Source organism: Micromonospora sp. NPDC005171, from assembly GCF_040608575.1.
In the GTDB taxonomy this organism is placed as follows: domain Bacteria; phylum Actinomycetota; class Actinomycetes; order Mycobacteriales; family Micromonosporaceae; genus Micromonospora.
This window is the reverse complement of the sequence record NZ_JBEXIM010000013.1, coordinates 93,048-116,574: the sequence shown is the minus strand read 5'-3', so window position 1 is coordinate 116,574 and position 23,527 is coordinate 93,048. Positions and strand designations below refer to the sequence as shown.

Annotated in this window: 17 protein-coding genes and 2 pseudogenes; 6 read left to right on the top strand and 13 right to left on the bottom strand. The window is 67.1% G+C overall.

The features are described from left to right. Positions 1-52 precede the first annotated feature (52 nt). From ABZU74_RS18325 to ABZU74_RS18290, 8 genes are all read right to left on the bottom strand, one after another. Positions 53-673, bottom strand: coding sequence for a hypothetical protein (locus tag ABZU74_RS18325; RefSeq protein ID WP_355424908.1), 621 nt, complete (start codon positions 671-673; stop codon positions 53-55). Beyond that, entirely contained in the window at positions 670-1,932 is a 1,263-nt protein-coding gene (locus ABZU74_RS18320) for a hypothetical protein (protein WP_355424905.1), read from the bottom strand. The genes ABZU74_RS18325 and ABZU74_RS18320 overlap by 4 nt, the downstream gene beginning before the upstream one ends. After that, complete coding sequence (locus ABZU74_RS18315; protein ID WP_355424902.1) at positions 1,929-2,684, bottom strand: ATP-binding cassette domain-containing protein; 756 nt, start codon at positions 2,682-2,684, stop codon at positions 1,929-1,931. Before ABZU74_RS18315 ends, ABZU74_RS18320 begins: the two co-directional genes overlap by 4 nt. Positions 2,685-2,708: 24 nt before the next feature. Continuing rightward, the gene (locus tag ABZU74_RS18310) at positions 2,709-3,092 is read right to left on the bottom strand and encodes a hypothetical protein (protein WP_355424899.1); all 384 of its coding nucleotides are present in this window, start codon (positions 3,090-3,092) and stop codon (positions 2,709-2,711) included. 426 nt (positions 3,093-3,518) lie between these two features. Then, the gene (locus tag ABZU74_RS18305) at positions 3,519-4,190 is read right to left on the bottom strand and encodes an HAD-IA family hydrolase (protein WP_355424896.1); all 672 of its coding nucleotides are present in this window, start codon (positions 4,188-4,190) and stop codon (positions 3,519-3,521) included. Positions 4,191-4,385: 195 nt separating this feature from the next. Then, positions 4,386-4,781: a hypothetical protein gene (locus tag ABZU74_RS18300; RefSeq protein WP_355424893.1), complete on the bottom strand. Its 396-nt coding sequence runs from the start codon at positions 4,779-4,781 to the stop codon at positions 4,386-4,388. Beyond that, positions 4,778-6,943 (bottom strand): hypothetical protein, encoded by a 2,166-nt coding sequence (locus tag ABZU74_RS18295; RefSeq protein WP_355424890.1) that lies wholly within the window; start codon positions 6,941-6,943, stop codon positions 4,778-4,780. The genes ABZU74_RS18300 and ABZU74_RS18295 overlap by 4 nt, the downstream gene beginning before the upstream one ends. Continuing rightward, on the bottom strand, positions 6,940-7,923 hold the full coding sequence (locus tag ABZU74_RS18290; RefSeq protein ID WP_355425020.1) for a site-specific integrase: 984 nt from the start codon (positions 7,921-7,923) through the stop codon (positions 6,940-6,942). Before ABZU74_RS18290 ends, ABZU74_RS18295 begins: the two co-directional genes overlap by 4 nt. Positions 7,924-8,535: 612 nt before the next feature. Between ABZU74_RS18290 and ABZU74_RS18285 the strand changes: the two are divergent. The 6 genes and pseudogenes from ABZU74_RS18285 to ABZU74_RS18260 all read left to right on the top strand — a co-directional run bounded on the left by ABZU74_RS18285 (position 8,536) and on the right by ABZU74_RS18260 (position 14,855). Beyond that, positions 8,536-8,731, top strand: a pseudogene (locus ABZU74_RS18285) (hypothetical protein). 66 nt (positions 8,732-8,797) lie between these two features. Further along, positions 8,798-8,984 (top strand): annotated as a pseudogene (locus ABZU74_RS18280) (MerR family DNA-binding protein); the annotation flags it as partial. A 575-nt stretch (positions 8,985-9,559) separates the two neighbouring features. Then, on the top strand, positions 9,560-10,447 hold the full coding sequence (locus ABZU74_RS18275) for an endonuclease/exonuclease/phosphatase family protein (protein ID WP_355424887.1): 888 nt from the start codon (positions 9,560-9,562) through the stop codon (positions 10,445-10,447). A gap of 510 nt (positions 10,448-10,957) precedes the next feature. Further along, positions 10,958-12,352: a 3'-5' exonuclease gene (locus ABZU74_RS18270; protein ID WP_355424884.1), complete on the top strand. Its 1,395-nt coding sequence runs from the start codon at positions 10,958-10,960 to the stop codon at positions 12,350-12,352. Beyond that, positions 12,349-13,062 (top strand): DarT ssDNA thymidine ADP-ribosyltransferase family protein, encoded by a 714-nt coding sequence (locus ABZU74_RS18265; RefSeq protein ID WP_355424881.1) that lies wholly within the window; start codon positions 12,349-12,351, stop codon positions 13,060-13,062. The genes ABZU74_RS18270 and ABZU74_RS18265 overlap by 4 nt, the downstream gene beginning before the upstream one ends. Beyond that, on the top strand, positions 13,062-14,855 hold the full coding sequence (locus ABZU74_RS18260) for an ADP-ribosylglycohydrolase family protein (protein ID WP_355424878.1): 1,794 nt from the start codon (positions 13,062-13,064) through the stop codon (positions 14,853-14,855). The genes ABZU74_RS18265 and ABZU74_RS18260 overlap by 1 nt, the downstream gene beginning before the upstream one ends. 99 nt (positions 14,856-14,954) lie before the next feature. Here ABZU74_RS18260 and ABZU74_RS18255 read toward each other — a convergent pair whose 3' ends face one another. The 5 genes from ABZU74_RS18255 to cas3 all read right to left on the bottom strand — a co-directional run bounded on the left by ABZU74_RS18255 (position 14,955) and on the right by cas3 (position 23,114). Continuing rightward, the gene (locus ABZU74_RS18255) at positions 14,955-15,413 is read right to left on the bottom strand and encodes a hypothetical protein (protein ID WP_355424876.1); all 459 of its coding nucleotides are present in this window, start codon (positions 15,411-15,413) and stop codon (positions 14,955-14,957) included. Between the two features lie 855 nt (positions 15,414-16,268). Continuing rightward, positions 16,269-17,666 (bottom strand): type I-U CRISPR-associated protein Csb2, encoded by a 1,398-nt coding sequence (gene csb2 / locus ABZU74_RS18250; RefSeq protein ID WP_355424873.1) that lies wholly within the window; start codon positions 17,664-17,666, stop codon positions 16,269-16,271. Further along, the gene (gene cas7u, locus ABZU74_RS18245; RefSeq protein WP_355424870.1) at positions 17,663-18,583 is read right to left on the bottom strand and encodes a type I-U CRISPR-associated RAMP protein Csb1/Cas7u; all 921 of its coding nucleotides are present in this window, start codon (positions 18,581-18,583) and stop codon (positions 17,663-17,665) included. The genes csb2 and cas7u overlap by 4 nt, the downstream gene beginning before the upstream one ends. After that, positions 18,580-20,715: a type I-U CRISPR-associated protein Csx17 gene (gene csx17 / locus ABZU74_RS18240; RefSeq protein ID WP_355424867.1), complete on the bottom strand. Its 2,136-nt coding sequence runs from the start codon at positions 20,713-20,715 to the stop codon at positions 18,580-18,582. Before csx17 ends, cas7u begins: the two co-directional genes overlap by 4 nt. Further along, positions 20,712-23,114, bottom strand: a complete 2,403-nt coding sequence (cas3, locus tag ABZU74_RS18235) for a CRISPR-associated helicase Cas3' (protein ID WP_355424865.1) — start codon at positions 23,112-23,114, stop codon at positions 20,712-20,714. Before cas3 ends, csx17 begins: the two co-directional genes overlap by 4 nt. Positions 23,115-23,527: the final 413 nt, after the last annotated feature.

Sequence of the window (23,527 nt, the reverse complement as noted above, 5' to 3'; positions counted from 1 at the left end):
CACGAAAGACAGGATTTTGGGGGCTTTGCGGCTCTAGGTCTTGCGATGGCTCTTATTCAGTTTCGGTATGGGCTGCACGTGTGGCTCGGACTCGTCGGCGCGCAGGGCTGGCGAACGCGGCTAGTCCGGTGATGAGGATCGCGATGCTGAACCACCAAGATGCCGGCTCGGCGTCAGGTTGGGTTGGCCAGTCTAGCGGCGGAAGTGCGGTTTCGGTTCCGGCGGCTACTAGACCGACGGTGAGCAGGGTGATCGGTATCGTCCAGCCCATGCTGACGCGGAAGGTCGCTGCGCCAATCAGGGAGTAGCCGAGCAGTCCTAGGTAGTTCCGCAGTGCGCCGGACTCCGTGATGGTGCCGGTGAGCGGCTGCGCGGCCCATCCGACTAGTACGGCGCCGACAAGGGCGGCCGCGGTGAGATAGAGCAGGTCGTAAAGGTCGACGCGGCGAACGGCGAGGTGCTCCTGCAGTGGTAGCGCCGACCATGCGATAACCGTCGTGAGGTAGGCGGTGATGGCGGGTAGCACCACGGCCCACGGCAACGGGATCGGCTCGGTTGTGCCGATGAGCAGGTGCTGGCCTCCAACGTCACGCGAGACGATTGCGACCGCGACTAGAGCCAGTAGCAGCGGTGCAGCTCGTCGAGACTTTAGAAGTAAACGTGGGCCGATCATGTGAACGACTGCGGGGTCACCGAGCAGGCGTGAACGGCGTCGACGTGGGTGGTCAGCCATTGCTGTTGGGCTGGTAGGGAAAGGCTGAGGAATCGGACTTTAGCCTGCTGATATCTGGGCTCGTCTGGAATGAACAATTTCTCGTCATCGACAGCCCAAGCGACGAGGAGCTGAGCCATGGCGTGGCCGGTCCTGTCACGCTGAGCTCCGGGTCTGCAGGATTCGATGCCGAGAGCCCCGATGGCGATTTCGATACTGGCGCGGTCGTAGTGCTCCTGGGTGGGCGCGTCGACCGCGTACGCGATTGCGCCGGGTGTAGGCGTGCCGCCTACGCCTCGGGGCCGCTGTTCAACACGACTGATGGCGAAAGGCGTGGAGGCCAGACGTTGGCTGATCGCTTGCGCCCGTTGGGTGATGGGTGCCAGGCTGGTGGCGAAGGCGGGATGGATGCACACCTGCGGGGAATTGCCTGAGCAGGACCAGATGATGTGGCGGTTCACGTCGACGTAGCGGCCGTTTTCGCCAATCAGGATCCCAGCGCCGCTGACGGCCAGGGTCAGAGACGCGGCGATCGCCGGGATCGCCACCCGTACCGAAGAGCGCACCTTGACGGAGACCAGTGACAGGGTCAGTAGCGCCAGGCCGATGAACCAGATCAGTTGTCCAAGCATGGTCGGGGTGTGCGGTGCACTAAATGGCGGAATCAGTTCGAGGGTGTGGGGAAACATCGCATACAAGGTGCCGTGCTGTCTGAGGTTCCAGTTCGTGGCGAGGTAGTGCACCACTGCGACGATAAAAGGAGTGAATCGCCCCGGCAGGAGCACGCCCACCGCGTAGGCGACCGCGACGACGGCGGCGAGGCCGGCCCCGGCCGAGGCCAGCCACCACCAGAACGGGCCACCCCACGTCGCGGTCGTCGCCGTGGGGACCAGCGTTACCGCCGCGACCAGGGCGTAGGCCAAGGTAGCGCAGGCAACCAACACGCCCGCCTCAGCCAGGGGCGCCTGTGCCGGGTCACGGCCCGCCAGTAGCCAGGCATGGCGTACGCCGGGGCGCTGTGAACGGCTTCCCGCCCACGCCGCGACACCCACCGCAAGCGGCGCCATCAGCACCGGAGCACTCGTCACCGCGCCGGTGGCATACGCCCAGACCGTATCGGCGCTTAACTGAGCTCGGGCCATGAACACGCCGAGTGCTGCCAATACAGGAAGAGTCCACAGGCCCGGCCCTCGGCGCAGCTCAATACGAATCAGGGTCACGCCGGCACCACCGACTGCCGGAGCGCGGCCAGGTAGCCACGTTCCAGATCACTGTCCCCGTCTACCTCTGGTCTCGCGAGGCTCTCCAAGCCGGCCACCGTCCCGGTGAACGCAACAGCGCCCTCGTTGAGAACGATGATGGTGTCTGCAACGTGTCGGGCGTCGTCCACCACGTGGGTACTGATCAGTACGGTCGCCGAGCCGGCAACCTTCCGCAGGACACGGCGCAGCTCGATGCGTTGCTGAGGGTCAAGTCCGGCCGCCGGCTCGTCCAGAATGAGCAACGCCGGCTCGTGCACGATTGCCTGCGCGATACCGGCGCGGCGTAGCAGCCCACCCGACAGACTCCCCATCCGTGACCCGGCCCGTCCCGACAAGCGCATCAACTCGAGAGCTCGATCTACCTTCGGGTCGATGTCTCGCTTCGCTACCCCCTTGAGCCAGGCCGCGTAGGCGACGGACTCCCGGACGGTGTAGCCGGGATAGTGAGATACCACCTGGGACAGGAAACCGATCTGCGCCGCGACGGCCCGAAGACCGCCACGGCGCAGCACATCGTGATCCAAGACGTGAAGACCTCCCGCCACAGGGCGTTTGAGACCAACGATGGTGTGCAACAGGGTGGTCTTGCCAGCGCCATTCGGCCCCAACAGAACCGTCACGCCGCGCGGGACGACGAAATCGAGATCGCGAAAGACGTTCCGCTTTCCGTACCGCTGCACAAGTCCATGCCCATTTATTGGGTCATCCATCGCAGATCTCCCGAATCCGCTAGATCAGCAGGTGGTTACCTGGTAGTGGGAGGTATCTTTGTAGGTCGTGTTGACCGTGAAAAACGAGCGGCCGTAGTAGTTGGCGGTCTTGCGGCCGTCGCAGCTACTGGTGCTGGCCTCATAGTACGTGCCCGTCCAGTAGTCGTCGTAGCTTGACACAACTACGTCAGGGGAAAGGTTTACATCTCTTTTGATTTCGATCTTGTAGGTCCGGGTGGCGGACGTATTGCACGTCGCCCAGTTGCTTGCGGTCATGTAGCCACCGCTCTGGCTGAACGATGGGGTGGCTTGGACGCAGCCTGTCGGCTCCGCCCATGCCGGACTCGCCACAGCGATGATGGAAAAGGTCAAGACGGCCGTCATCACGGCCGCCGCCGATCGCCTCATGCGATCCTCCGATCCTCGGTGTCAGGTAGCAGGCGCGCCAGCGTCGACGACTAGTCGCCTTAACCCAAACACTGATAGTCGTGTACGTCAATACGCAGAGCGAAGTCCTCCCGTCATTCGCGAATCTAAGAATTGACATGCCTCGCCATATGGATAGAAAGGTGCGAAGGGGAACCATTTGTTCAGCTGCCGGCGATCCTGCACCAGCAGGGAGCGGCGGACCGAAGAGCGCTATCGCGCACTCAGTGATGGTGACCTACGTCCGAACCCTTATCGATCCGGCATCGCCGGACGTCCGCAAAGTATGACCGCCGCTGAGCGGGCGAGCCACACCACTTCGTCGACCAACCGAACTTCGCCTGCCCGGCCAAAGCAGCACCTCACGGGTTCAGGCCAGCGAGCGCGACGACTGCAGCGACACGACCCTTACGAGCACCCAGGCGGGGTTATGGCCGTAGGGTTACGTCTTCCCTCTATCGTCACCGCTTGCAGCAGAGACAGGAGATGCTGCGGAGTGGGTAGCGTGACATCTGCCGGCTCGGACGGGTCGTGCATGTGGCCCCACGCTGCGGCAGCACTGAAGCTTCCAGCCGCCTTCGCGGCCTGCAGGTCGAGGGGAGAGTCGCCGATCAAGATCAGGCGCTCGGGTGTCGTTCCGAGCAACGTCGCGGCGAGCCGCATGCCGTCTGGAGCGGGCTTTGGGTGCTCCACCTGGTCGCCGCCGATGATGATGTCGGCCTTCAAGCCGGCTGCGCCTAGGAGGATTCTGGCCGCCTTCGTGCTGCCGGTGAACACCGCCACTGGCAGGCCCTTGGTCTGGAGAGCACCGAGAGTCGCCGCCACCCCGGGATAGGCGACCACCCGGACGCCGGCCAGCTCAAGGTAGTAAGCGTCATGTTCGGCCGGACCCAGTTTGCGCCCGACGAGATGCTCCAGGATGACTTCCGGGGTGCCGCGCCAGTAGGCCGCGATCACGTCGTTGACGTCCACCTTCGGGCCGTTCAATGCGGCAACGGCTTTCACGAAGACTTCCGGCACCACCCTGGACGAATCGATCAGAGTGCCATCCATGTCCCATATCGAATGCTCGAGATTCACGAACCCGATTTGATCACAAACAATTCATCCAGACATCCGCTTTTCGGTACATGCGCGCGTCGGCTCATGCATCGCCGTCGCCATTGAGGTTTACCGGGAGTGGCTGCGCGGCTATTCGCTGATCGCCATCAGCAGTTCCTCGCCAGCGGCACCCGTGGGGCCGGCAAAGCCTAGAAGAAGGTTGGTCGGCTTCGGTCAGCGTGGCGGGCCAGGCAGGCGGGTGACGTTACGGGCGTATTCGAGCGCTTCGCGCAGCTGACGGACTTCGAGGGTGAGTTGCTGGATGTTCGCGAGCGCCACTTCCAGATTCGCCACGAGGTTGTGGTTGTCGCGGCGCAACCGGGCATTGTCGTGGCGCAGGTTCGTGACGGCATCTACGTCGATCTCGGGCGATGCGTCCGGCGTGGTACGGCCGGGTGCGAGCTCGGCGCAGATGGCGGGGAACCGGCGACGCAGGGTGGTGTTAGGCAAACTGAGACGCTGGGCGAGCGCGAGGACGCTGGGCCGGCGGCCGGTGGTGGCGGCCTCACGGCGAAGCGCGTCGAGGGCGGCGCGAACGTCGGTGTCGGTAAGCGGCGGCGGCTGTGTCATGGTGCCTCGGCGGGTTCGTGACGGGTCAGGAACGTGGTGATCTTGTCGCGGCGGTCGGTGAGCCGGTGGATGAGCAGCGGCGGCAGGGATGGCCGTTGGTCGAGTTGAATGCTGATCTGGTCGGCTTCGGCGCGCAGGGCGGTGCGGTTGGCCGGGGTGAGCGCGGTGTTGCGGCAGTCGAGCGGCTGGCAAGCAGCTTGGGCGGGGCGGGTGGTGCCGCCGCTGTCGGGTCGGGGATGACACATGGCTTTGGCGGGGTCGAACACGCAGGTGCTGTAGGTGCCGGGGTAGATGTGTGGGTCGCGGCGCTGCATGAGTCGTTTCAGGCGGGCGGGGTCGGTGACGATGGCACCGGTGAACCCGGCGCCAGCTGCCGGGAGGGCAGGCGATGGTGTGGTGGACGGGGCGGTGTCGGCTGCAGCGGCGAACGTGGTGATGCGGCGGCGGGCATCGGCGGCGGCAGGTCCGGTCAGGTCGGCGTGGTGGTGGCTGGTGGTCATCGCCAGAAGGTCTTCGCCGCGGGCAAGGGCTTGTTCGGCCTCGACTTCGACGCGGAATCCGGATTCGGAGGTGCCGGCGTAGCCTTCGAACATCTGGATGCTCAGGTGCCGGTACTGGATGGCCCCGGCGATCGCGCCGCCGGGGCGGCGGGCGATGTGCCAGGCAAGGGTGCGGCGGAACTGGCGGGTTTGCAGGGAGTGTCCGCCTGGCATGGGCGGGATCGTGTCGGTGCGGCCGTGGGTGTGGCAGTAGGTGTTGACCCAGGCGGTGAACTGGTTGAGCAGTTCATTGGTGCGTCCGACGTGTTGCGTACGGGTCGGGCGCGGCTTGGGACTGTTGCGGGTGCCGCCGTTGGCGACGGTGCGGAACAGCTCGTCGACGGTGTCGGGCTGCAGTCGTTGCAGGACGTCAACAGCGCGGGCGGCGGCTGCGCCGATGACCCAGTTGGCGGTGGTGCCGGCGGGGTCGGTTTCGCCTTTGAACGCCAGGCTGGTGATCGTCCACCGGTAGGGGTGGCCGGTGCTGTCGCGGTGGGTGCGGACGCAGTTGCGACGCAGGTGCTTGATCTCGCTGTCGCGCATTCCGGACAGGTAGGCGATGGTGATGTAGCAGGCGGCCTGCAGCAGGATCGCCAGCGGCACCGTGCCGTTGGGGTCCGACGTCGAGGTGCCGATGTGCGGCAGCCACGGTTGTCCGTCAAGCTGCCCGGTAATCGGGATCGGCACGGGAGCCGAGACCGTGATGCCGGTGCGGGCCGCGACCGCAGCGATCTTCGTTTCGTTCTGCGGGAGGTACAGCGCTGAGTCGCTGCAGCCGATCTCGTCGGCCAATGCCGAGTAGTTCACCTTGCCGGCATGCCCGGGCAGCGGACGGCCGGAGGACAGGTAGCACTCCAGCGTCGCGTGGAGCTGCTCCTGGACCGCCGCGTCGGGCAGCCGGCTTCGCCGCGGAGCGTGGCGGTGCTTCTGCCAGTGCGCGCGGGCGGCGATGATGTCCGGTGCGAAGTCGTCGACGAAGCGCAGGCACCAGGCCAGCAACGGTCCCATGACGGCTTCGGGGATCCGCAGCGTGGTGTTCTCCGCGCGGCGGCGGGTGCTGTTGCCCCAGCCGTCGGCGTCCAACGGGTCGACGCTGAGCCGGTCGGTGGGCAGGACGGTCCGGTAGCGCCAGAGCAGCCGGACGGCGACCTCGGCGACCTCCCGCGATGCGCCGCGGCCCAGCACCGAGTCCAGGTGTGAGCTGTAGGCGGCGAGATCGGCAGCGGTCAGGTCCCGCAGCGCCTGCTGTTGCGCTCGGGTGTCCAGCCAGATGGTGAAGCGTTTGAGGTCGACCAGGTGCCGGCGGATCGACAGGATTTTCGGCCGGGCCTCGTTCGGTGGTAGGTCCCCGCTGAGCATGAGGTAGCAGAGTTCTTTGACCGAGGTGCGGTAGGCGGCCGGGATCGGGGCGAAGTTCAGCACGAGCGCCCGGGCTTGTTGTTGGAAGATCGCCGGGGTGAGGTCCCAGACGTCGCCATCGAACGAGGAGGTGCCCTCCAGCGTGTGGCCCAGGCGAAGCGGCCGATCGGCCAGGACCAGGCGGCCACGCCACCTGTGCCTATCGTCACCGTCGGGCCAGCCCGGGCGGCCTGGGGCGGCGGCGGATGCGGTCGCGTGGCTCACGGGTGCTCCCAGGGCTCGTCGACGAGGTCGAGCAGCGCGTCCGTGACCTGAGCCAGGCGGGCGCGTGCGACTTCAGCCGGGGTGAATCGGGGCAGTACATCGCTGCGGATTGCGGCCCACGCTGGTCCGTATTTGGCCCACCACTGCTCTTCGGTCATCTGTTGCCGGCGTTGTTCGAGCGCGATGAGTAGCGCCAGCAGTCGGGGCAGGTGACTCGAGTCGATCAGGCAGTTGCCGCAGTGGAAGCAGTCCAGGAACGACGACCGGCAGGCCCGGCCGGTCGCCGGGTGGCTGCTCACGTCGCGACATGCCGACCAGGGCCCTTCCTGGCCGCCCTGGTGCGAGGCGTCAGGTGACATTGAGGGCTGGCCGGAAACGGTGGGGCGGGCCGGTCCGGGAACCCGCTCCCGCACCACGTCATGCGAGTACGTCGCCGGCCGCTGCTCATCCAACGTCCGAGCACCAGCCCGCCCAGCGCCGAAACCAGCCGGCCGGCGAGACACCTGCGGCACGGGATTACTAGCCACGTGACCGCGGCGCACCGCCCAGCGATAGAAGCGGTTCACCGCAGCGACCTCCCGGTCCCACGTCGCACCGGCCACCCGAGGCCCATCTGGATCCCGACGCCGCCACACGAGGTAGGCGACATGATCAGATTCGGTGGCGTCCCGCCACGACCGCTTCCCCCGCGCCGACCACAGAAACGACAGGAACGCCGCAAGATCCCGCGCATACCCTGCCTGTGTCGTCACCGCCGCCGCCCGCATCGCAGGATCGAGGAAGAACCCGTTCAACGCCACGTCGTACTCCAGCGACGGCGACACCAGAAACGGCGTACCCGGCTCCAGCCCGGACTCTGCCAACCATGCTGGCCAACCCGCGCACACCTCCGCCATCCCGTGTATTGGCGACGGCGGCACAATCAACTCGGCGCGCCTGAACAGCACACGCCACACAGGGCTCGTCACGGCCGTGATCATGCCGGTCACTGACTGGGTGTGCACAAGGGGTTGTGGTCAAACGCCTCAACGGGCGCTACGAACCGGGCCGGCGTGGCTGGCAGAAGGTCCGCGCCTACCGAACCACCGAAGCGATCATCGGCGGCGTCACCCCCAGCATCGAAGACCCCGAGACCCTCCTGCTGGGTCGCTGCGACCAGCTGGGACGGCTCCGCTACCGGCCGAACCATCCCTCTACGACCCGCACAGCGCGCCGAACTTGCCGCCCTGCTCACGCCCGTCAACCCGGAGGGGTCACACCCGTGGCCGCAACCTCTCCCCGCCGCGTGGACCGGGCAACTCGACCGACCCCAACCCCTTCCGTACAGCCCTGTGCTCCCCACCATCGTCGCGGAAATCGACGTCGACACCGCCTACGAACATCACCGATGGCGACATCACGTCCGCTACCTACGCCCCCGCCTCGACCTCACCCCCGCCGACGTGCCACCGGCCAACGGTCAACATTGAGGCCAGACCCGCTGCCTCCGCATGTCGCAGCAGACGAAGACGCTCCCAGCTTCGCAGCCCTCACCTGCGGCAGGCTGACCGCTCGTACCACCAGTTGCCCAGAAACCACGTACCGTCGATCGAGTGGACGTGTTGCTGCGCGGCGGGCCGGGTGACGGCCACGTCGTCCACGGCGGCGGGGAGAACCTCCTGTGGCAGGCGTGCCTGTACGAGGTCACGTTCAAGGTAACCTCCGTCACGACGTGATCTGCGGGTGTACCGACACCGCCCCGATTGCTGCGAGCGGCACGGGCGAGGGTCCGAGGACAAATGTGAGTGACGCTATTTGACCCGACGCCCACACGGACGTGTAGCGGCTCGCGGCTACGACGACGGGGCGGTCACGCGGCTCGACTTCATCCACCGCGGTCGCGCCGCCGGTCACCCTCGCCCAGATCCGCGAAATCCTCGCCGTCCGCGACGCCGGCAACGCCCCCTGCGGACATGTACGGCAATTGCTCGCCCAACGGCTCGACGCCATCGACGCCCAACTGGCCGACCTGCACGCCCTACGCTCCACCGCGGCTCAGCTTCACAGTCCCCCACCGACGCCGAGCCGGACACCTGCCCACCGAGCAGGTCTACCGATACCCGTAGCCGCTCTCCCTCGAGCTTCTCCGGCCGTTGACGCGCGTCGCGTGCCGCCCGTTGAGGTCCGTAAGACGCGTACAAGTTTCACCCAAACGCCGGTTAATGGGCCATGGGGTCACAGGGCCTACGTGACACTCCGCCGTTCGTAGCACCCCCGAGGCCAGAGTCGATGAGCTGATCCGAATCGGCGGTGGCTTGACGGCACCGACGGACCTCTACGTCTTCCCGACGGGGTCACCAAGGCGGGGCCGGCGGGCTTCAGGACTGGCGGCTTGCTGATAGTTGCTGCCCACGTGGGCGGGCGGACCGTATCGTCAAGCGCATCCAAAGGCCGATCCGTGGACAGGGGAAGCGGGCGGTAGCTGTGAGGATCGCGACGTTCAACGCCAACAACCTGTTCTCCCGCTGGTCGTTCCAGGCAGAGCTTTCCCGGACCGTGGCCAATCCCCCGCTCGCCGAGATCGCCACCGACGCTACGCCGGACGCAACAGGCGGGCCGAGCAGCGAGCAACCGTCAGTGGTCGAGGTGGTCCTGCCTGACGGCACCCACATGAGCGGGATTCTGCGCACCTTCCGCGGCAGACTCGTGAAGGGCAAGGACCCGAAAGCCCGGGCGTGGATCGCACGACGCATCGCCGCCCTGAACGCCGACGTGCTGTGCCTGCAGGAAGTCGAAGACCAAGACGCCCTCGACACGTTCCACCGCGACGACCTGCGCCCGCTGGGCATCGACTACCGCTACCGGGTCGTCGTGGAGGGCAACGACCCTCGCCGCATCGACGTTGCCATCTGCTCCCGCCACCCGATCACCCGTATCAGCTCCTGGCGGTTTTGGCCCAACCCTGATGGGAAGCCGGTGTTCGGCCGCGACCTGCTTCAAGCCGAGATCGCCGCCCCGGATGGTAAACCGTTGCACGTGCTGGTCAACCACCTCAAGAGCAACTTCATCACCGATGAACACGCCCTCAGCCCCGCCGAGGTCACAGCCGCTCGCCAAGCTATTGCCGAACGACGCCGCGACCAAGCCACGGCGATCGCCAAGATTTTGCGCCGGCAGCGGCTGACCCGCCGCGTTGTGGTCACCGGCGACTTCAACGACGCCCCTGCAGCCGCGACCCTCACCGCCCTGCAACAAGCGAACCTCACCGAACACATCCAACGGGGCACCACGATCGCCGGCCCCAACCGCAAGGAGACCCTCGTCGACGACAAGTTCGCCGACCTGTCCCCCACCATGTGGACACACCGGCACCGGGCAAAGGGCATCACCACCTTCGCCCTCTACGACCAGATCTGGACGACCCCCGACCTGACTGTCACCGCCGCGCACGTGATGCGCCGCACCCAGATCAGCGGTGACGGGTCCGACCACGATCCCGCATACATCGACCTTGTCCTGAGCTGACGCTGAACCATTCACCGGAGGCCCACCACTGAATGGTCAGCTACGCGCCACAACGTCGACAGCTGCACCCGCTCGGCCGACTTCGATCTACGCCGCAGCCCGCCTGACTGGAAGCTGTCCTCACGGACACATGAACGGAGCAGGCTCACGCTCGACTTACATAAGGGTCACTATGGTGTTCTCGCCTCCTTCTCGCCGCACCGTGTGGCGACAAACCGTCGACTGCCACCCCTGGTGTCACCTGCGGTCGAGAGTGGTCATCTCATCGGTGAGGGCGGTGATCCGGCGGGCAGCCCCGGCACCTCAACAACTGCAAGGTGATCGGCAGATCCACGCGACCACCGCCGGTCTGAACACTCCCTGGCTGGCGCTCGTGATCATCTCTCGACGTTCACGAGCACTCTCGCCATGCCTGTGACGGTTGAGGTGGGTGTCGACTATGGATCCGTTGGTAGAGTCGTAGGCCTCTCGGCGGCATCTCCCGCCCGCCGGTGATCTACAGGGAGTGAGATGAGCCTCCCGACGCCGCAGGGCCGTCAGCACGACGTGGTCTACATGGCTGGGCGAGGGCACCACGTCATCCTCGGCACCGCTGGCACGGGCAAGACTGTAATGGCCGTGCACCGTGCCGCGCATCTGGCCGACCCGCGGACCCAAAATAGCGGTCCCACGCTCTTGCTGACCTACACCAATTCGCTGGTTGCCTACTTGCGGCACTTCGCCGCCGGCCTGCCGGGGGTTACGGTCGAGACGTACGGCCGGTTCGGCCGCGGGTACCTGGCCGCCCGTGGCCGGATGGGCAACCACCAGATCGCGACCCCGAGCCAGCGGCGCTACTACGTCGAGCAGGCGGTCAAGACCACGGCCGCCACCTACCGCCCGAGCACGTTCTTCGACCGGGCGACCGACTTCTTCCTCGACGAACTGGAGTGGATCGACGGTAACGGCCTGGCCACGCCCGCGGACTACCTCGCGGTGCGGCGCATTGGCCGGATGGAACCACTGCAGCAGTCGCAGCGGCAGGCAGTCTGGGCGATCCGCACCAGCTATCTCGCCGCCCGCACGAGCGCCGGACTGCCCTACGACTGGGCCAGTGTGCCGTCCGCGGTGCGGGCGGCGCTCGCCGACGACGCGCAGCCGCGCCGGTACAAACACATCGTGGTCGACGAAGCGCAGGACCTGTCGCCGGAGGCGATCCGCTCCCTCGCAGCGGCTATCCCCGCCGATGGCAGCCTGACATTGTTCGCTGATTACGCCCAGCAGATCTACGGGCAGCGGGTGTCCTGGCGGTCCTGCGGCTTGACCGTGGCCAAGACCGAGGAGTTCCTCGACAACTACCGCAACAGCCCGGAGATCGCCCGGCTCGCCATCGGGATGAGCGAGATGCCGCATTTCCAGGACTCGGCCGACCTGGTCGAGCCGCGGGCACCGCAGCGAGCGGCCGGCGCAAAGCCGACTCTGGTCCGGTACCCGTCGGCCGAGGTCGAGGCTCCGGCGGTCGCGGCGAACGCGGCCAGCTTCGGAAAAGTGTCCCGGGTCGGAATCCTCACCCGTACCCGCGCCGAAGCCCGCAGGGCCTCGCGGGGCATCCCCGGAGTCCGCGCGCTGCACGACGGCCTCGACCAGTGGGAGATCACCGCAGGGGTATACGCCGGCACCTATCACTCGGCGAAGGGCCTGGAGTTCGACGTGGTGTTCCTGCCGTTTTGCGGGGCCAATCGGTGCCCTGACCCCGAGACGGTGGCCGCGTTCGGCTACGACGAGGCCGCCGCCAGGGAGAGCAGACTGCTCTACGTCGGCGTCACCCGCGCCCGCGACGAACTCATCATCACCCACACCGGTGAGCTGACCCCGTTACTCCCGTCAGCCGGCTTGGGTCTCTACCAGGTGACGGTGGCCCGATGACCGGGCCGCTCGACCTCGCGGTCGCCGCCGAGCTGGCGGAGATGAAACTTGCCCGGCTGGCCCACTTCACCCCGGCACGAAATCTGCCCCACATCATCCGCGACGGCCTCCTGCGCAGTGTCGCTGACCTGGCTCAGGACGTGCGGGCCTGCTATAGCGCCACAGATTTGGAACGGTTGGACGGACGGCCCGACCGAGTGTGCTGCAGCCTGCAATACCCGAATGGTTTCTACTTCGACAAGGCCAAGGGCAAGGCGGCGTCTCTGAACTACCCTGACTGGGTCTGCCTGCTCTTGGATAAAATGGTCGCCGCAGCCTTGGGCACGCTGTTCTGTCCGCGCAACGCCGCTGCGGCGGCCGGCATCGCCCGGCCGGGTGTCGGCGGCCTGCGCGCCTGCTATGCGGGGACCGTGGTTGGGCAGAAGATATACACCCGGGGCCCGAACCACGACCCCGGCAGCCCGACCGACGTACAAGCCGAAGTGCTGGTCGTTGCGCCGGTGCCAATGTCGGCGATCCGTGCGATCGTGTTCCCCAGCAAGGCAGCTGCAGAAGAGGAATACGGACGTTTGGACCGCTTTAGGTTAGCCCCGCCCGACCACGTGAACTACGTGATCTCACCCGACATGTTCAACAAGTGGAAGATCACCGACGCTGTTCAGAACAGCCAATACTTCAGCGAGACCCCCTGGTCTCCCAAGGCGGCATGATGACTGGAAACACCCGCCTCGATGCGCAGGTCGCGACAGGCATGTTCCTGGGCGCCGCAGTCGGCGACGCGCTCGGCTGGCCGCAGGAACCCCGCGGCGGCCTGGTCGGCGGCCAGAAGGAGCGCGACCGCGCTAAGCCGCAACCGACCTTCCGTAGCTGGATCCGCCATGCTGGCCACTACTCCAGCCGCTACCGCGACCCTGTCCAGGCGGGCGAATACAGCGACGACACGCAGCTGCTACTCGCCACCGCACGGGCTTGCCTGGCCGGCGACCGCTGGTGGCAGCGCCTCACCGAGGCCGAACTCCCGACCTGGTTGCTCTACCAGCGCGGCGGCGGCGGAGCAGTACTGCGCGCGGCCGGCGCATGGGCTTCCGGCCGCCCACCCTGGGACGCTGGAAAGTCGGCCCGCGCTCAAGACGCACTGGCCAGATACCGCAACGCCGGCGCTAACGGCATCGCCATGCGCATCGCCCCCCACGTGCTGTGGGCCGATAGCCCTCGCGCCCTCATCCAGCGCGTCGTGCGCGACGGCATCACCACTCACGGGCATCCCCGAGCCCTGGTCGGCGCGCTCGTCTACGCCTTCGCCCTACGACACGCCGTCCAGACACAAGCCACCCACGGATTCGGCGACAGCATCGAAGCCGCCGCCGGCGGCCTGATCGACGCCGACCAGATCCTCTCGGAACTGCCTGCAGGCTGGGCCAATAGCAGTGAGCTCGACCATTTCGCCGAAGCCTGGCGCGACACCAACAAAGAAACACAGCAACTGTTGGAGATCATCGCGGACTCGCTGCACCAAGGCGCCATGAGCAACCCCGAGACCACCCTCGAACGAATTGGGTGCACCGACCCCAAGGTTAATGGCTCCGGCACCGTCACCGCAGCAGCCGCCATCTACCTAGCAAGTAGATTCGCTGCCCGCCCTCAAGGCGGCCTGCTAACTGCGGCGTTCCTGCGCAAAGCCGACACCGACACACTGGCATCAATGACCGCCGCGATACTCGGGGCTCTGCACGGCATCGACTGGCTCGGCGATCTCGCGCTCACCGTCCAGGACGCCGCCTACCTCACCAAGATTGCCCAGCACAGCCACGGGCAGATGGTGGACCTTGGTCACTGGCCGAACCTTCCGCCACGTCACCTGCGCGATGAGCTGCAGCTCACGTTGCTCACCGCGTACACCAACAAGGGTTCTTCGAAACTGCACGAATTCCCTGACGGGCGCCGTTTCCGCATCGCCGACCTCGATGCGCTCGACGACCGTGTTCTCCGCGCACGACTGCAGCTCAGCGACGGTCAGACCGTCCTCATCGACGCGGCGATACTTCATTCTCCATTTACCCGCGCCGACGAACAGCCCGGCAGGCGCCATGACACCCTGGATGTGCACACGGCAGGCAACCCCGCAAGTGCCATCGAGTCAGCGGACGAAGACGCAAGACCGGAAGCAGCTGTCATCCTCGTCGCCCGAAGCCTCACCCGATCAGCGGCGTTCTACGCTCAGCTCACCGGCCGCGACATCCCCGTACGTTCCGGCACCGCCCACGTCGGCCCAGGGCTACTACTTCAACAACAGGCCGCGAACACTCCGATCGACACCGCATCGGTCAGCGTGCATATCACGGTCGGCCTACTTGCCGACGTGGCACGACGGCTCGGACTGGACGTCGAACGCAGTCCGAGAAACCCAGAGGACGTCCTCGAAGTCAAGGACCCGGATGGGCGCATCGTGCGGGTCAGCCAGCACTACACCGGCACTCAGAGGAACATGAAGTCAGATCGTTGAGATGCCCGGCCAACTCCTTCCGGCCATGAACCTTGACAAACGAAGCTCGCCACTTCCAGCAGAGACCTGCCGCCTCCGCCGGTTCGGAACCGTAGGCGATCACGCCACAAGCGCGGGGTTCCGAACCAGAGAACCTGCGCGAGACCGGTATAGCGGGCACCAACGCAGGCCCAACGATGTAAGCACCCATCTATTGGCCCAGCTCACGAAGCGTTGCACCGGTCGAAGACGACCGGTCTCCGTTGCAGCGACGAGATCATGGCCGCCGGTGAGAACCGGATTGCCGGCGTTGCACTGGTCGAAGACGACCGGTCTCCGTTGCAGCTGCCGCAGCCAGTGCATCGGCTCGTCCGGGTTGGTCGTATTGCACTGGTCGAAGACGACCGGTCTCCGTTGCAGCCCGACCCGGAACGCGGCCGTGACCGACACGTGGGGGTTGCACCGGTCGAAGACGACCAGTCTCCGTTGCAGCGCCTCCAGGCGCATACCGTCCGTGGTACGCAGGTAGTCCCGCCGGTCGAAGACGACCGGCCTCCGTTGCAGCTGGTGGCCGTCCACGCCGAACCGGCCTAGCCGCAGCGTTCCACCGAGACGACGGGTCTCCGTTGCAGCATCTGGCAGCGCAACACGCTGGTCCGCCGGATCCCCGGTTCCACCGGTCGGAGAGGACCGGTCTCCGTTGCAGCCGCACCCGCCAGGTCGGCACCGACATCCGCTTCGAGACGTTCCACCGGTCGGGAACGACCGGTCTCCGTTGCAGCGGGGCCAAGACCGAGGCGGCCGTGCGCGCCTTGCAAAGTCCCACCGGTCGGAGAAGGCCGGTCTCCGTTGCAGCACGATGTATCTACGGGCGGGAGCAATGGCCACCGGGTGGTTCCACCGGTCGGAAACGACCTGTCTCCGTTGCAGCGAAACCTGCCGCGCCTACAACCCCCCTCCGGCCTGGTTCCACCGGTCGAGACGACCGGTCTCCGTTGCAGCATGAGTGTCGTCCTGATCACCGTAAGAGAGCCATCGGTTCCACCAGTCGGAGACGACCGGTCTCCGTTGCAGCACCGTGCCCGCGTACGGTTGGATCCGGGAGCAGCTGGTTCCACCGGTCGGAGACGATCGGTCTCCGTTGCAGCTCCACGAGGATTCCGCCCCAGGCGTAGTACTCCTCGCGTTCCACCGGTCGGAGACGACCGGTCTCCGTCGCAGCGGCCTTGGCTTGTTTACCACGATGGGGTACGGCGCCTAAGAGGGGATAGCCGAGGTATTCATGCTCGTGCGGGTATCAGCGCCAAGCAAGCGCTCGTCTGCGTCCTACGCCAGCGACAGGGCGTTCGGGTCGCCGAAAGGAGCTCCCGTGGCTGCACCCTCCGGCGAAGGTCTTCCTCAGCGGATTCCTTGTCGCCCTTCGGTCTTCGCGGCCTAAGTATGTTCGGGCAGGAAGATGCCGTATCCGAAGTGGCTCAGTTGCCCGAGGAGGATGGGCCCCGGCTGCTCCTGGTCGAACTCCAGCTGTAGTCCGAGTCCACGGCGGGCGTGGGCGAGTTTCTCCGATTGCCGGTATCGGCGGTAGGTCAACGCCCATCGGTCGGACAGGCCTTCTTCCGGGCTGAGGCGGGTGACGCCTGCTGGCGGCAGGTTCCGGTATCCGAGTTCGGTTCGGATGTCGGCGGTGATGTACTCGTCGAGGGTTTGGCGTTTCGGGTATCGGACGGGGAGGTATGGGGTGAGGCTGCGCCATCGGCGGGCGGGCCCGCACAGCTCTGGTGCTACTTGCTGGACGCTGCCGGTGGCTTGCAGCATCAGCTTTACGTCGGGAAGGCCTTTGACCTGGTAGTCGCCGCGGCGTCCGGAGGCATTGCGAATGCCGATGAGGTGGCTGATTTCGTCGAGCATGAGTCCGCTGGGTACCCAGACGACGAAGCTGGTCACGGTGGCACCGGCCTGCGCTCCGGCGGGGATGGGGATCCAGTGGGCGTGCTGGTGGTTCGTGGCCGCGCCTCGTTTCCCGAACAGAACAGGCCGGTTGCTGTCGATTTTTGTCGCTGCGAGTTGGTGGACTCTGTCGGCGAGCAGGACGGCGTGGGTGGCCTTGAACGGTGCACGTGACGTGACAGCGAAGCGGATCGCGGTGACACCACTGTCGACGTCGCGTTCTTTCGTGGGTGCTGATGGTTCAGCGGGTTTACGGGTGTAGCGGACCCAGCGTGTTTCGGGGGGCAGGGTGCGGCGTCCCTTGCGCACTTCCAGGGTTGTCGTTTCGAGGATTGCCCGGCGGATCGGTCCAGCTGGGGCGAGTAGCCGTACGGTTTCGCTCCCGGCCGCCGCCGGTCGCCACCAGGTGTCATCGGGTTCAGGGTTGGTGTCGAGGAGGCGGGCTTCGCAGACGGAGTCGGCGCGGCCGAGGTAGGGGATCAGCTCGACGAGTTTCGCGAGGGTGTTCCGCTGCTCATCAGTGAGGGTCGCCGGCCACTGGATGAGCAGGTCCTCGTCCCGTGGGACCGTAAGGTACGGATCAAGGGTGAGGTCGGTAGATCCGGTGGCACCGGTGGTGTGGTCGGTGTCGGGCAGGTAGTGGCGACTGTGGCCGGGGCCTGCGGGTGGGGTTTGGTAGGCGGGCAGGTCAGCGAGGGTGTGGAGGACTTGGTCGAGTGTGGGGGCGGGGAGGTCGGGCCAGCGGGTGTACCAGGTCGCGACGAGCGCGCGGAGGAGCCGCCATGGTGATGGTGGCCATTCGACGGCGCCTTCGTTGACGCTGCGGTCCCAGGCGGTGGCGTGGTAGCGGCCGAGGGGGAAGCGGATCGCGAGGGTGATCGTCATCCCTTGCCCCGTCCGGTCCAGACGGCGGTGGTGACGGGGCCGAGCTGGTCGCCGCACTCCTGAACGATTTTGGCGAAGCGGCGGGTGGCTTCGGCGGTGTCCGGTCGTTCTCCTTCTACGCCGACGACTTCCAGGTCGCAGGCGGTTCGCAGGCGGAGTCCGCCGTCGAGCAGGGTGCCGATTTCGAAGTCGACGAGTGCTTCCAACAGCGCGGTCGCAGAGTCAGACAGGCCGTAGGAGCGTAGTTGTGCGTGGTCGACGGAGAAGTAGGCGGTGATCTGCTTCGCGGTGTACTCGACCCGGTGGTGCGGCACCGTCCCGTACCCCTCGGCGGTCGCGCCGTCCTTCGCCTCGTTGATCACCACGTCGCGTTTGACTCCGCCGCTGACCGCAGGGCGGACGTCGTATGCCTCGATGAAGCTGGTGACCGCGCGGGCGATTCGGGGCTGCCAGGGCCACCCCTTGCGAGCGAAGAACACGCCGTGAATCAGGGACACCGGGTCGAGCGCGAAGCAGGCGCGGGCCACCGCTCGGTGGTCTAGCGGTCGGCCGGCGGTGAGTCCGAGGCGCTCGCGCATCCACTGTTCGCCCTTGACGCCGTCGACGGCGCCGTTCATGACATACGCGGAGGCCAACCGGTGTGCTTCAAGCCGGCTGGAGGACAGGAACGCGCCGTCGCCGTCGACGACGCGCACGTACGGCAGACCGGACAGTTCTTCACGCTGCTCGGCGCGGGCGTCGTCCCAGGTCGTCGACTCCAGGCGGTTCGCCATCGACTGGGTGGACTCGACCAGCAGCGCCCTCCCGTCGGTGGAGTCGAACTCCGCGGCGCCGAGGTCGGGGAACCCGGCGGGTTGGAACCGGGATCCGATGAGCGGACGCAGGTCGGCCTTGATCACCGTGCGGGCTTTGGTCACAACGTCTCCTTCAGGAGTTCGGGGGCGTGCGCGCTCTCGCGCGGTTCGTCAGAGGCGATCGGGGCGCCGAAGTAGCGGCGCAGCAGTCGTTGAGGTTGCCGGCAGCGGGGGACCAGCGCCGCCGCGAGCGCATGGCCATCAAAGGGAATTTGTGCCGGCGCCGGGACCGCGTGCCAGCCGGCTTGGCGGAGCCGGCGGACGGCCTCGGCGTGCACCGCGGGTATGTGTCCGGCGGCGAGCCGGGCGGGCCAGTCCGGACTGAGCGCCCACCGGGGCACGTCACCCTGGGTGCGGCGTGGGGGTGCAATGCCGTCGGCCAGGGGATGAAGGAGCCCGAGGGTGGCGATCGGGACCACGGGTTCGTCGGGGTCGGCCCAGGTGTGCTCGACGCCGTCCCAGCGCAGGGCGAGGCAGGCGCGTAGCCACAGGTCCAAGGCATCATCGTCGAGGCGCCCGAGTGTGGCGAAGGCATGCAGGTCGAGAAGAGGAACCCGTATGCCGCGGCGGAAAGTCGGCGAGCCGCGAAACGTCTGCTCGCTGGGCTCGTCCACGGCGGTGCGGCTGCGCCACAGCAGCACGTCGGTCAGGACATGGCGCAGCGGACGCAGTCCGAACCCGGGTACCACCGAGCTGGCACGCCATCGCGGGTGCGGGTCGACGGGCAGCAGCAGGTGACGCATGGTCCGCGCCTCCTGCCGGGGGGCCGCTGTGGCGGCGGAGGCTATGCCCACCGCGATCCGTAGTTCGGCGCGGCTGGCCGCCGTGAGCACCTGGAGGAACTCGCCCGCTGGCGGTGGTGTCCGCACGGGCACAGCGTCGCGGGTGCGTCCGCTGCGGCCGACGGCCTGTTCGAGGTCGGTCACCGAGGCGAGGAGCCGGGCCAACGGCAGCGCTCCCCCGTCGCGCACGTAAGCGAGGTGGGCGGTGTCGAAGCGGCGCAACCTCTCCCCGACCGAGCCGGTGCCCGAACCGCGGCGTACCCAGGACACCCAGTCCTCCAACCGGGCGGCGAGGCGTACCTCCGGTCGGTCCACGACCCTCACCCGGTCCAAGGGCACCGCGACGTGCGCGAGGCCGTTGCGTTGGTGCAGACCGAAGCGGGCGAAGGCGTCGACGCCGCGTGCGACGCCGAGGCTGCGGGTGGCGGCGTAGAACTCGACGGCCCGGCGGGCAGGCCGGCCGCGCCAGGCGGCGCGGGCGTCGGAGAACAGTTGCAGGGTCTCGGGCAGGCTGAACGGCCGCTCCCACAGCGGCGCCCAGATCTCACCCCGGCTCACCTCACCGGCGGCGCCGCTCGTCGACCCGTCCGGGGTAGCGGCCACCGTGAACGGGATCGCCGCCCGCCCCACCTGATGCTGATGGCGGCGCACGGCGGTAGAGGCGAAGAACAACGCCCCCTCGACCATGAGCACGAACGCCCACGGATTCACGATCGCCTCCGCCGCACCGAACGGCGACGAGTTCGGCCCACCAGCGGACAGCGGGTCGAACTGACCCGCGGACGCCCGACTCAGCGGCACCACCTCCTGACCGGTGAGTACATCCTGGGCGAGGGCACCAGAGCGGTCGACCTGCACCGGCGTAACCCCGAGAACCTCGAGTAACCGTTGGTGAAAGGAGGTGGAGAACTCCAACCGGCCGTCGTTGCCACCCGAGCCCAGCAGCGGCGGGAAGTAACTCTGGTCGCCGACGAGGACCACCGTGGCGTCGATCCACGGCAGCAACGCGTCCGGGGCCCGGTTACGGAACTGGCGGATCGTGCGTTCCTTCGTCCACCCCTGCGAACGAGACCGCTCGCCCACCAACGTCGCGGTCACCACCGCTGCGCGGAACGCGTCGAGGCGAGGCGAGGGATGCGCGACCAACGCGTCGAGGGCCTGTTTCGGGGTCTTGTCCTTCACCCCGAAACCGCTGCCCTCGTTCCACGGGCTCAGCACCGGCGTCGGCACATACCGATCCACCAACCACCCACTGAGCTCCGGCACCGTCGTGTCGAGCACCAGCCCGTCGTCGCTCCAGCAAGCGGTCACCTCCGGGTCGGCCTGCTCGCCCAGCACCCTAAACAGGCCAAGACCAGCGAGGTACGCGCTCAACGGCGTCGGACGCAGCCCCGCCAACACGTGCCGGGTCACGCGGCTGTCCCCGGGTTCGCGCTGGCCCGCCAGTCGGCGATCCGCACCAACGTCTCCAGGTACGCCAGCACGAACGGCCCGTACCGATCCCGCAAACCAAGAGCGGTCCGCGTCCACGACCGGGCACCGCCAAGGCCGAACTGATCCAGATCGACGGTCAACGTGCCCCCTGGTTGGCCCAGCAGGTCCGAGGTCAGCACCACCTCGTTGCGTTTCAACCCGAGCAGCCGGTCGTCGTCGGTGTCATCCGGCCCGCGGACCTGGACCCGCAGCTTCCCGTGATGAGCCAACACCAGATACCGCACCAGATCCGGATCCTCAACGTCAGCGAGCAGGCCACGTAACGGACCATCCAACAGCAGCAACGACACCAACTCGTGCCGGAAGTTCGTGACCCCACCCGCGTAGGCCAACCGGCCGGCGACGGCAGACTTCGCCCACGGACGCCCACCCTCGACGTGCTCACGCTCATCCGGCGGCGCCAGGGCGCACAGAGCGTCCTGCCAGGCCGGATGAGTCTTCCCCGCGTCATGCGCGTACGCGGCGACGGCCACGGCGTGCCGCACCGGCACCGGAAGAGCCGGGTTGATGCCGCTGATCAACGCCCGCGCTTGGGCGCGGACGTCCGTGCTGTGTTGCTCCAGGCTCACCCACTGCGGCTGCGCGACGCTGGCATCATCCTGCTGATACGCGTCCTCCACCCCGGCCGCCTGGTCCATACCGGTCACGGGCACGGGCACGGGGTCCAGAGAGGGGCAACCCGGCACCGGCCGACGCACCGACGGATCGAACCCGGACTCCGGGTCATAACCGCCCGCGCTCGCCGCGACCACCAGCACCTCACCCGGACGGGCCGACTGCCGATCACTGACCCGCGTCCACTGACCCGTCACCTGCGTGAAGCGCCACACCGCGACGCGTTTCGCGAGAGCGCGCAACTCACCGAGGGGCACTCGGCAGCGCCACCTCGCCTCCGGCGCCTTCGCCTCTGCCGCCGGCCGCCCGCTGGCGTCCACGGGTGCCCAGATCGCCCATGCGAGCAACACGTCAAGATCGTCAGCGTCGCGCACATACGGGCCCACATCCAGATCCGCCCCGGTCAGATCCGGTGCGGTATCGAACAGCGCGAGGAGATCCGCCCGGCGCAGAACGGTGACCTCAGGCTCCGTCACGAGCACATCGCGGCCGAGGAGATCCTCACTCGTCACCGCAACACCCTCCAGCACCGTCAGCTCTGCGACGCTCGCGCGCACATCCGCTTCCTCATACGGCAGGTGCCTGACCGGCGGCAGCCACCACAGCTCCGCATCCGCTAGCAGACCCCGCCGGTTACACCGCCCCGCCCGCTGCACCATCGACGGCCACGGAGCCGCCTCGGTGACCAACACCGCCGCATCAAGATCAAGCCCGGCCTCGACCACCTGAGTAGCGACCACCACATGACCAGCGCCCGAAGGCTCGGCACCGACCGCCTCCGCCAAGCGCTCCCGCTCCACCCCCCGAAACCGGGAATGCAACAACGTGAGGGGCACCGACTCCCCCCGCAGGGCCGCGTGCACACCGCGTGCCGCGGCGACCGTGTTCAACACCACCAGGGTCAAGGTGCCCGGCCGATGCCGCCGCAGCACCGCCGCCGCAATCGACGCGTAGTCGCCGGGCTCCACCGGAAGCCGGGCAACCGTGCGGCTCGCGTTCAACCGGACAGCTAACTTCCCGACCCGGTCACCCGCCTCGACGCGCACCACGTCGGACTCAACCGGGGCCGGGTTATCCACCGTGTCGAGCAGACGCGCGGACACAGTGGCCGACATACACGTCAGACCGGCCGGCTCAGCCATCGGCCACGACCCCACACCACCCGCGCGAGTGAACGCCGCGAGCTGCCGCAACGTCGTCGTCGACTCCGGACACAACTGGATCTCATCAATCACCCACTGGGCGCCGTTGACGACCAGGGCGAAGTCGATCGGGTAGATGGCCCGAGAGATGCCATAACCACGGTTGAGCGCCTTACTGACCAGCGAATCCACCGTACCGATCAGAATCGCCGGCTGATCCATCTCCAACCGCCAACGCCGCTGAGATTCACCCGCCCCACCCATCACCACATGCAACGCAACCCTCTCGGACAACCCAAGGTTTGCCAACCACCTCTCGGTCTCCCGCGCCACCTGCTCTACCAAGGACCGTTGCGGCAACGCAAAAACCAACCGCCGCGGCGTACCGGCCGGATCGGGACCATGTAGCCGCCGCCAGAGCCACGCCAGAATGATGCCCGTCTTCCCCGCGCCCGTCGGCGCCTGAACCACCGCCGGCAAACCGTCATGCGCCAACCGCGCCTGATACCCGTACGGCACCTCACCGGACGCCAACTCGAAGAACGCGTCAAAAGACGTCACACACACTCCTCATCGAGTCATCGAGCCACCTCGGGAGCATTGCCCACCCGAACTCATGGAGCCGGACCAACAGTCGATCGGGAGACAGCCTCATCGACTCCAGGTCGTACACCCAGGGTGTGACACTGTCGGGATCCAGACGAAGCCAGCTACAACCGGATCCAGCAACCTGACCATCGCCAGGCAGAACCAGCCCACGCACCATGCGCTCACGCGAAGCCGACCAGGCCAAAGCAGCGCATCACCTTAATGCCGCTTCGGCAGTCAAGGAGGGTCCGAGCTAATCTGGCCACGTCCCACACAGCGCTGACATCGCAGAGTTGACGGCTCGGGATGCCTGATGTGCCCCGCACAGGTACCTCCCCCGCCAGCAGCGGTTCGCCACCCACGGACGCCCACCCCTGGCCACGGAC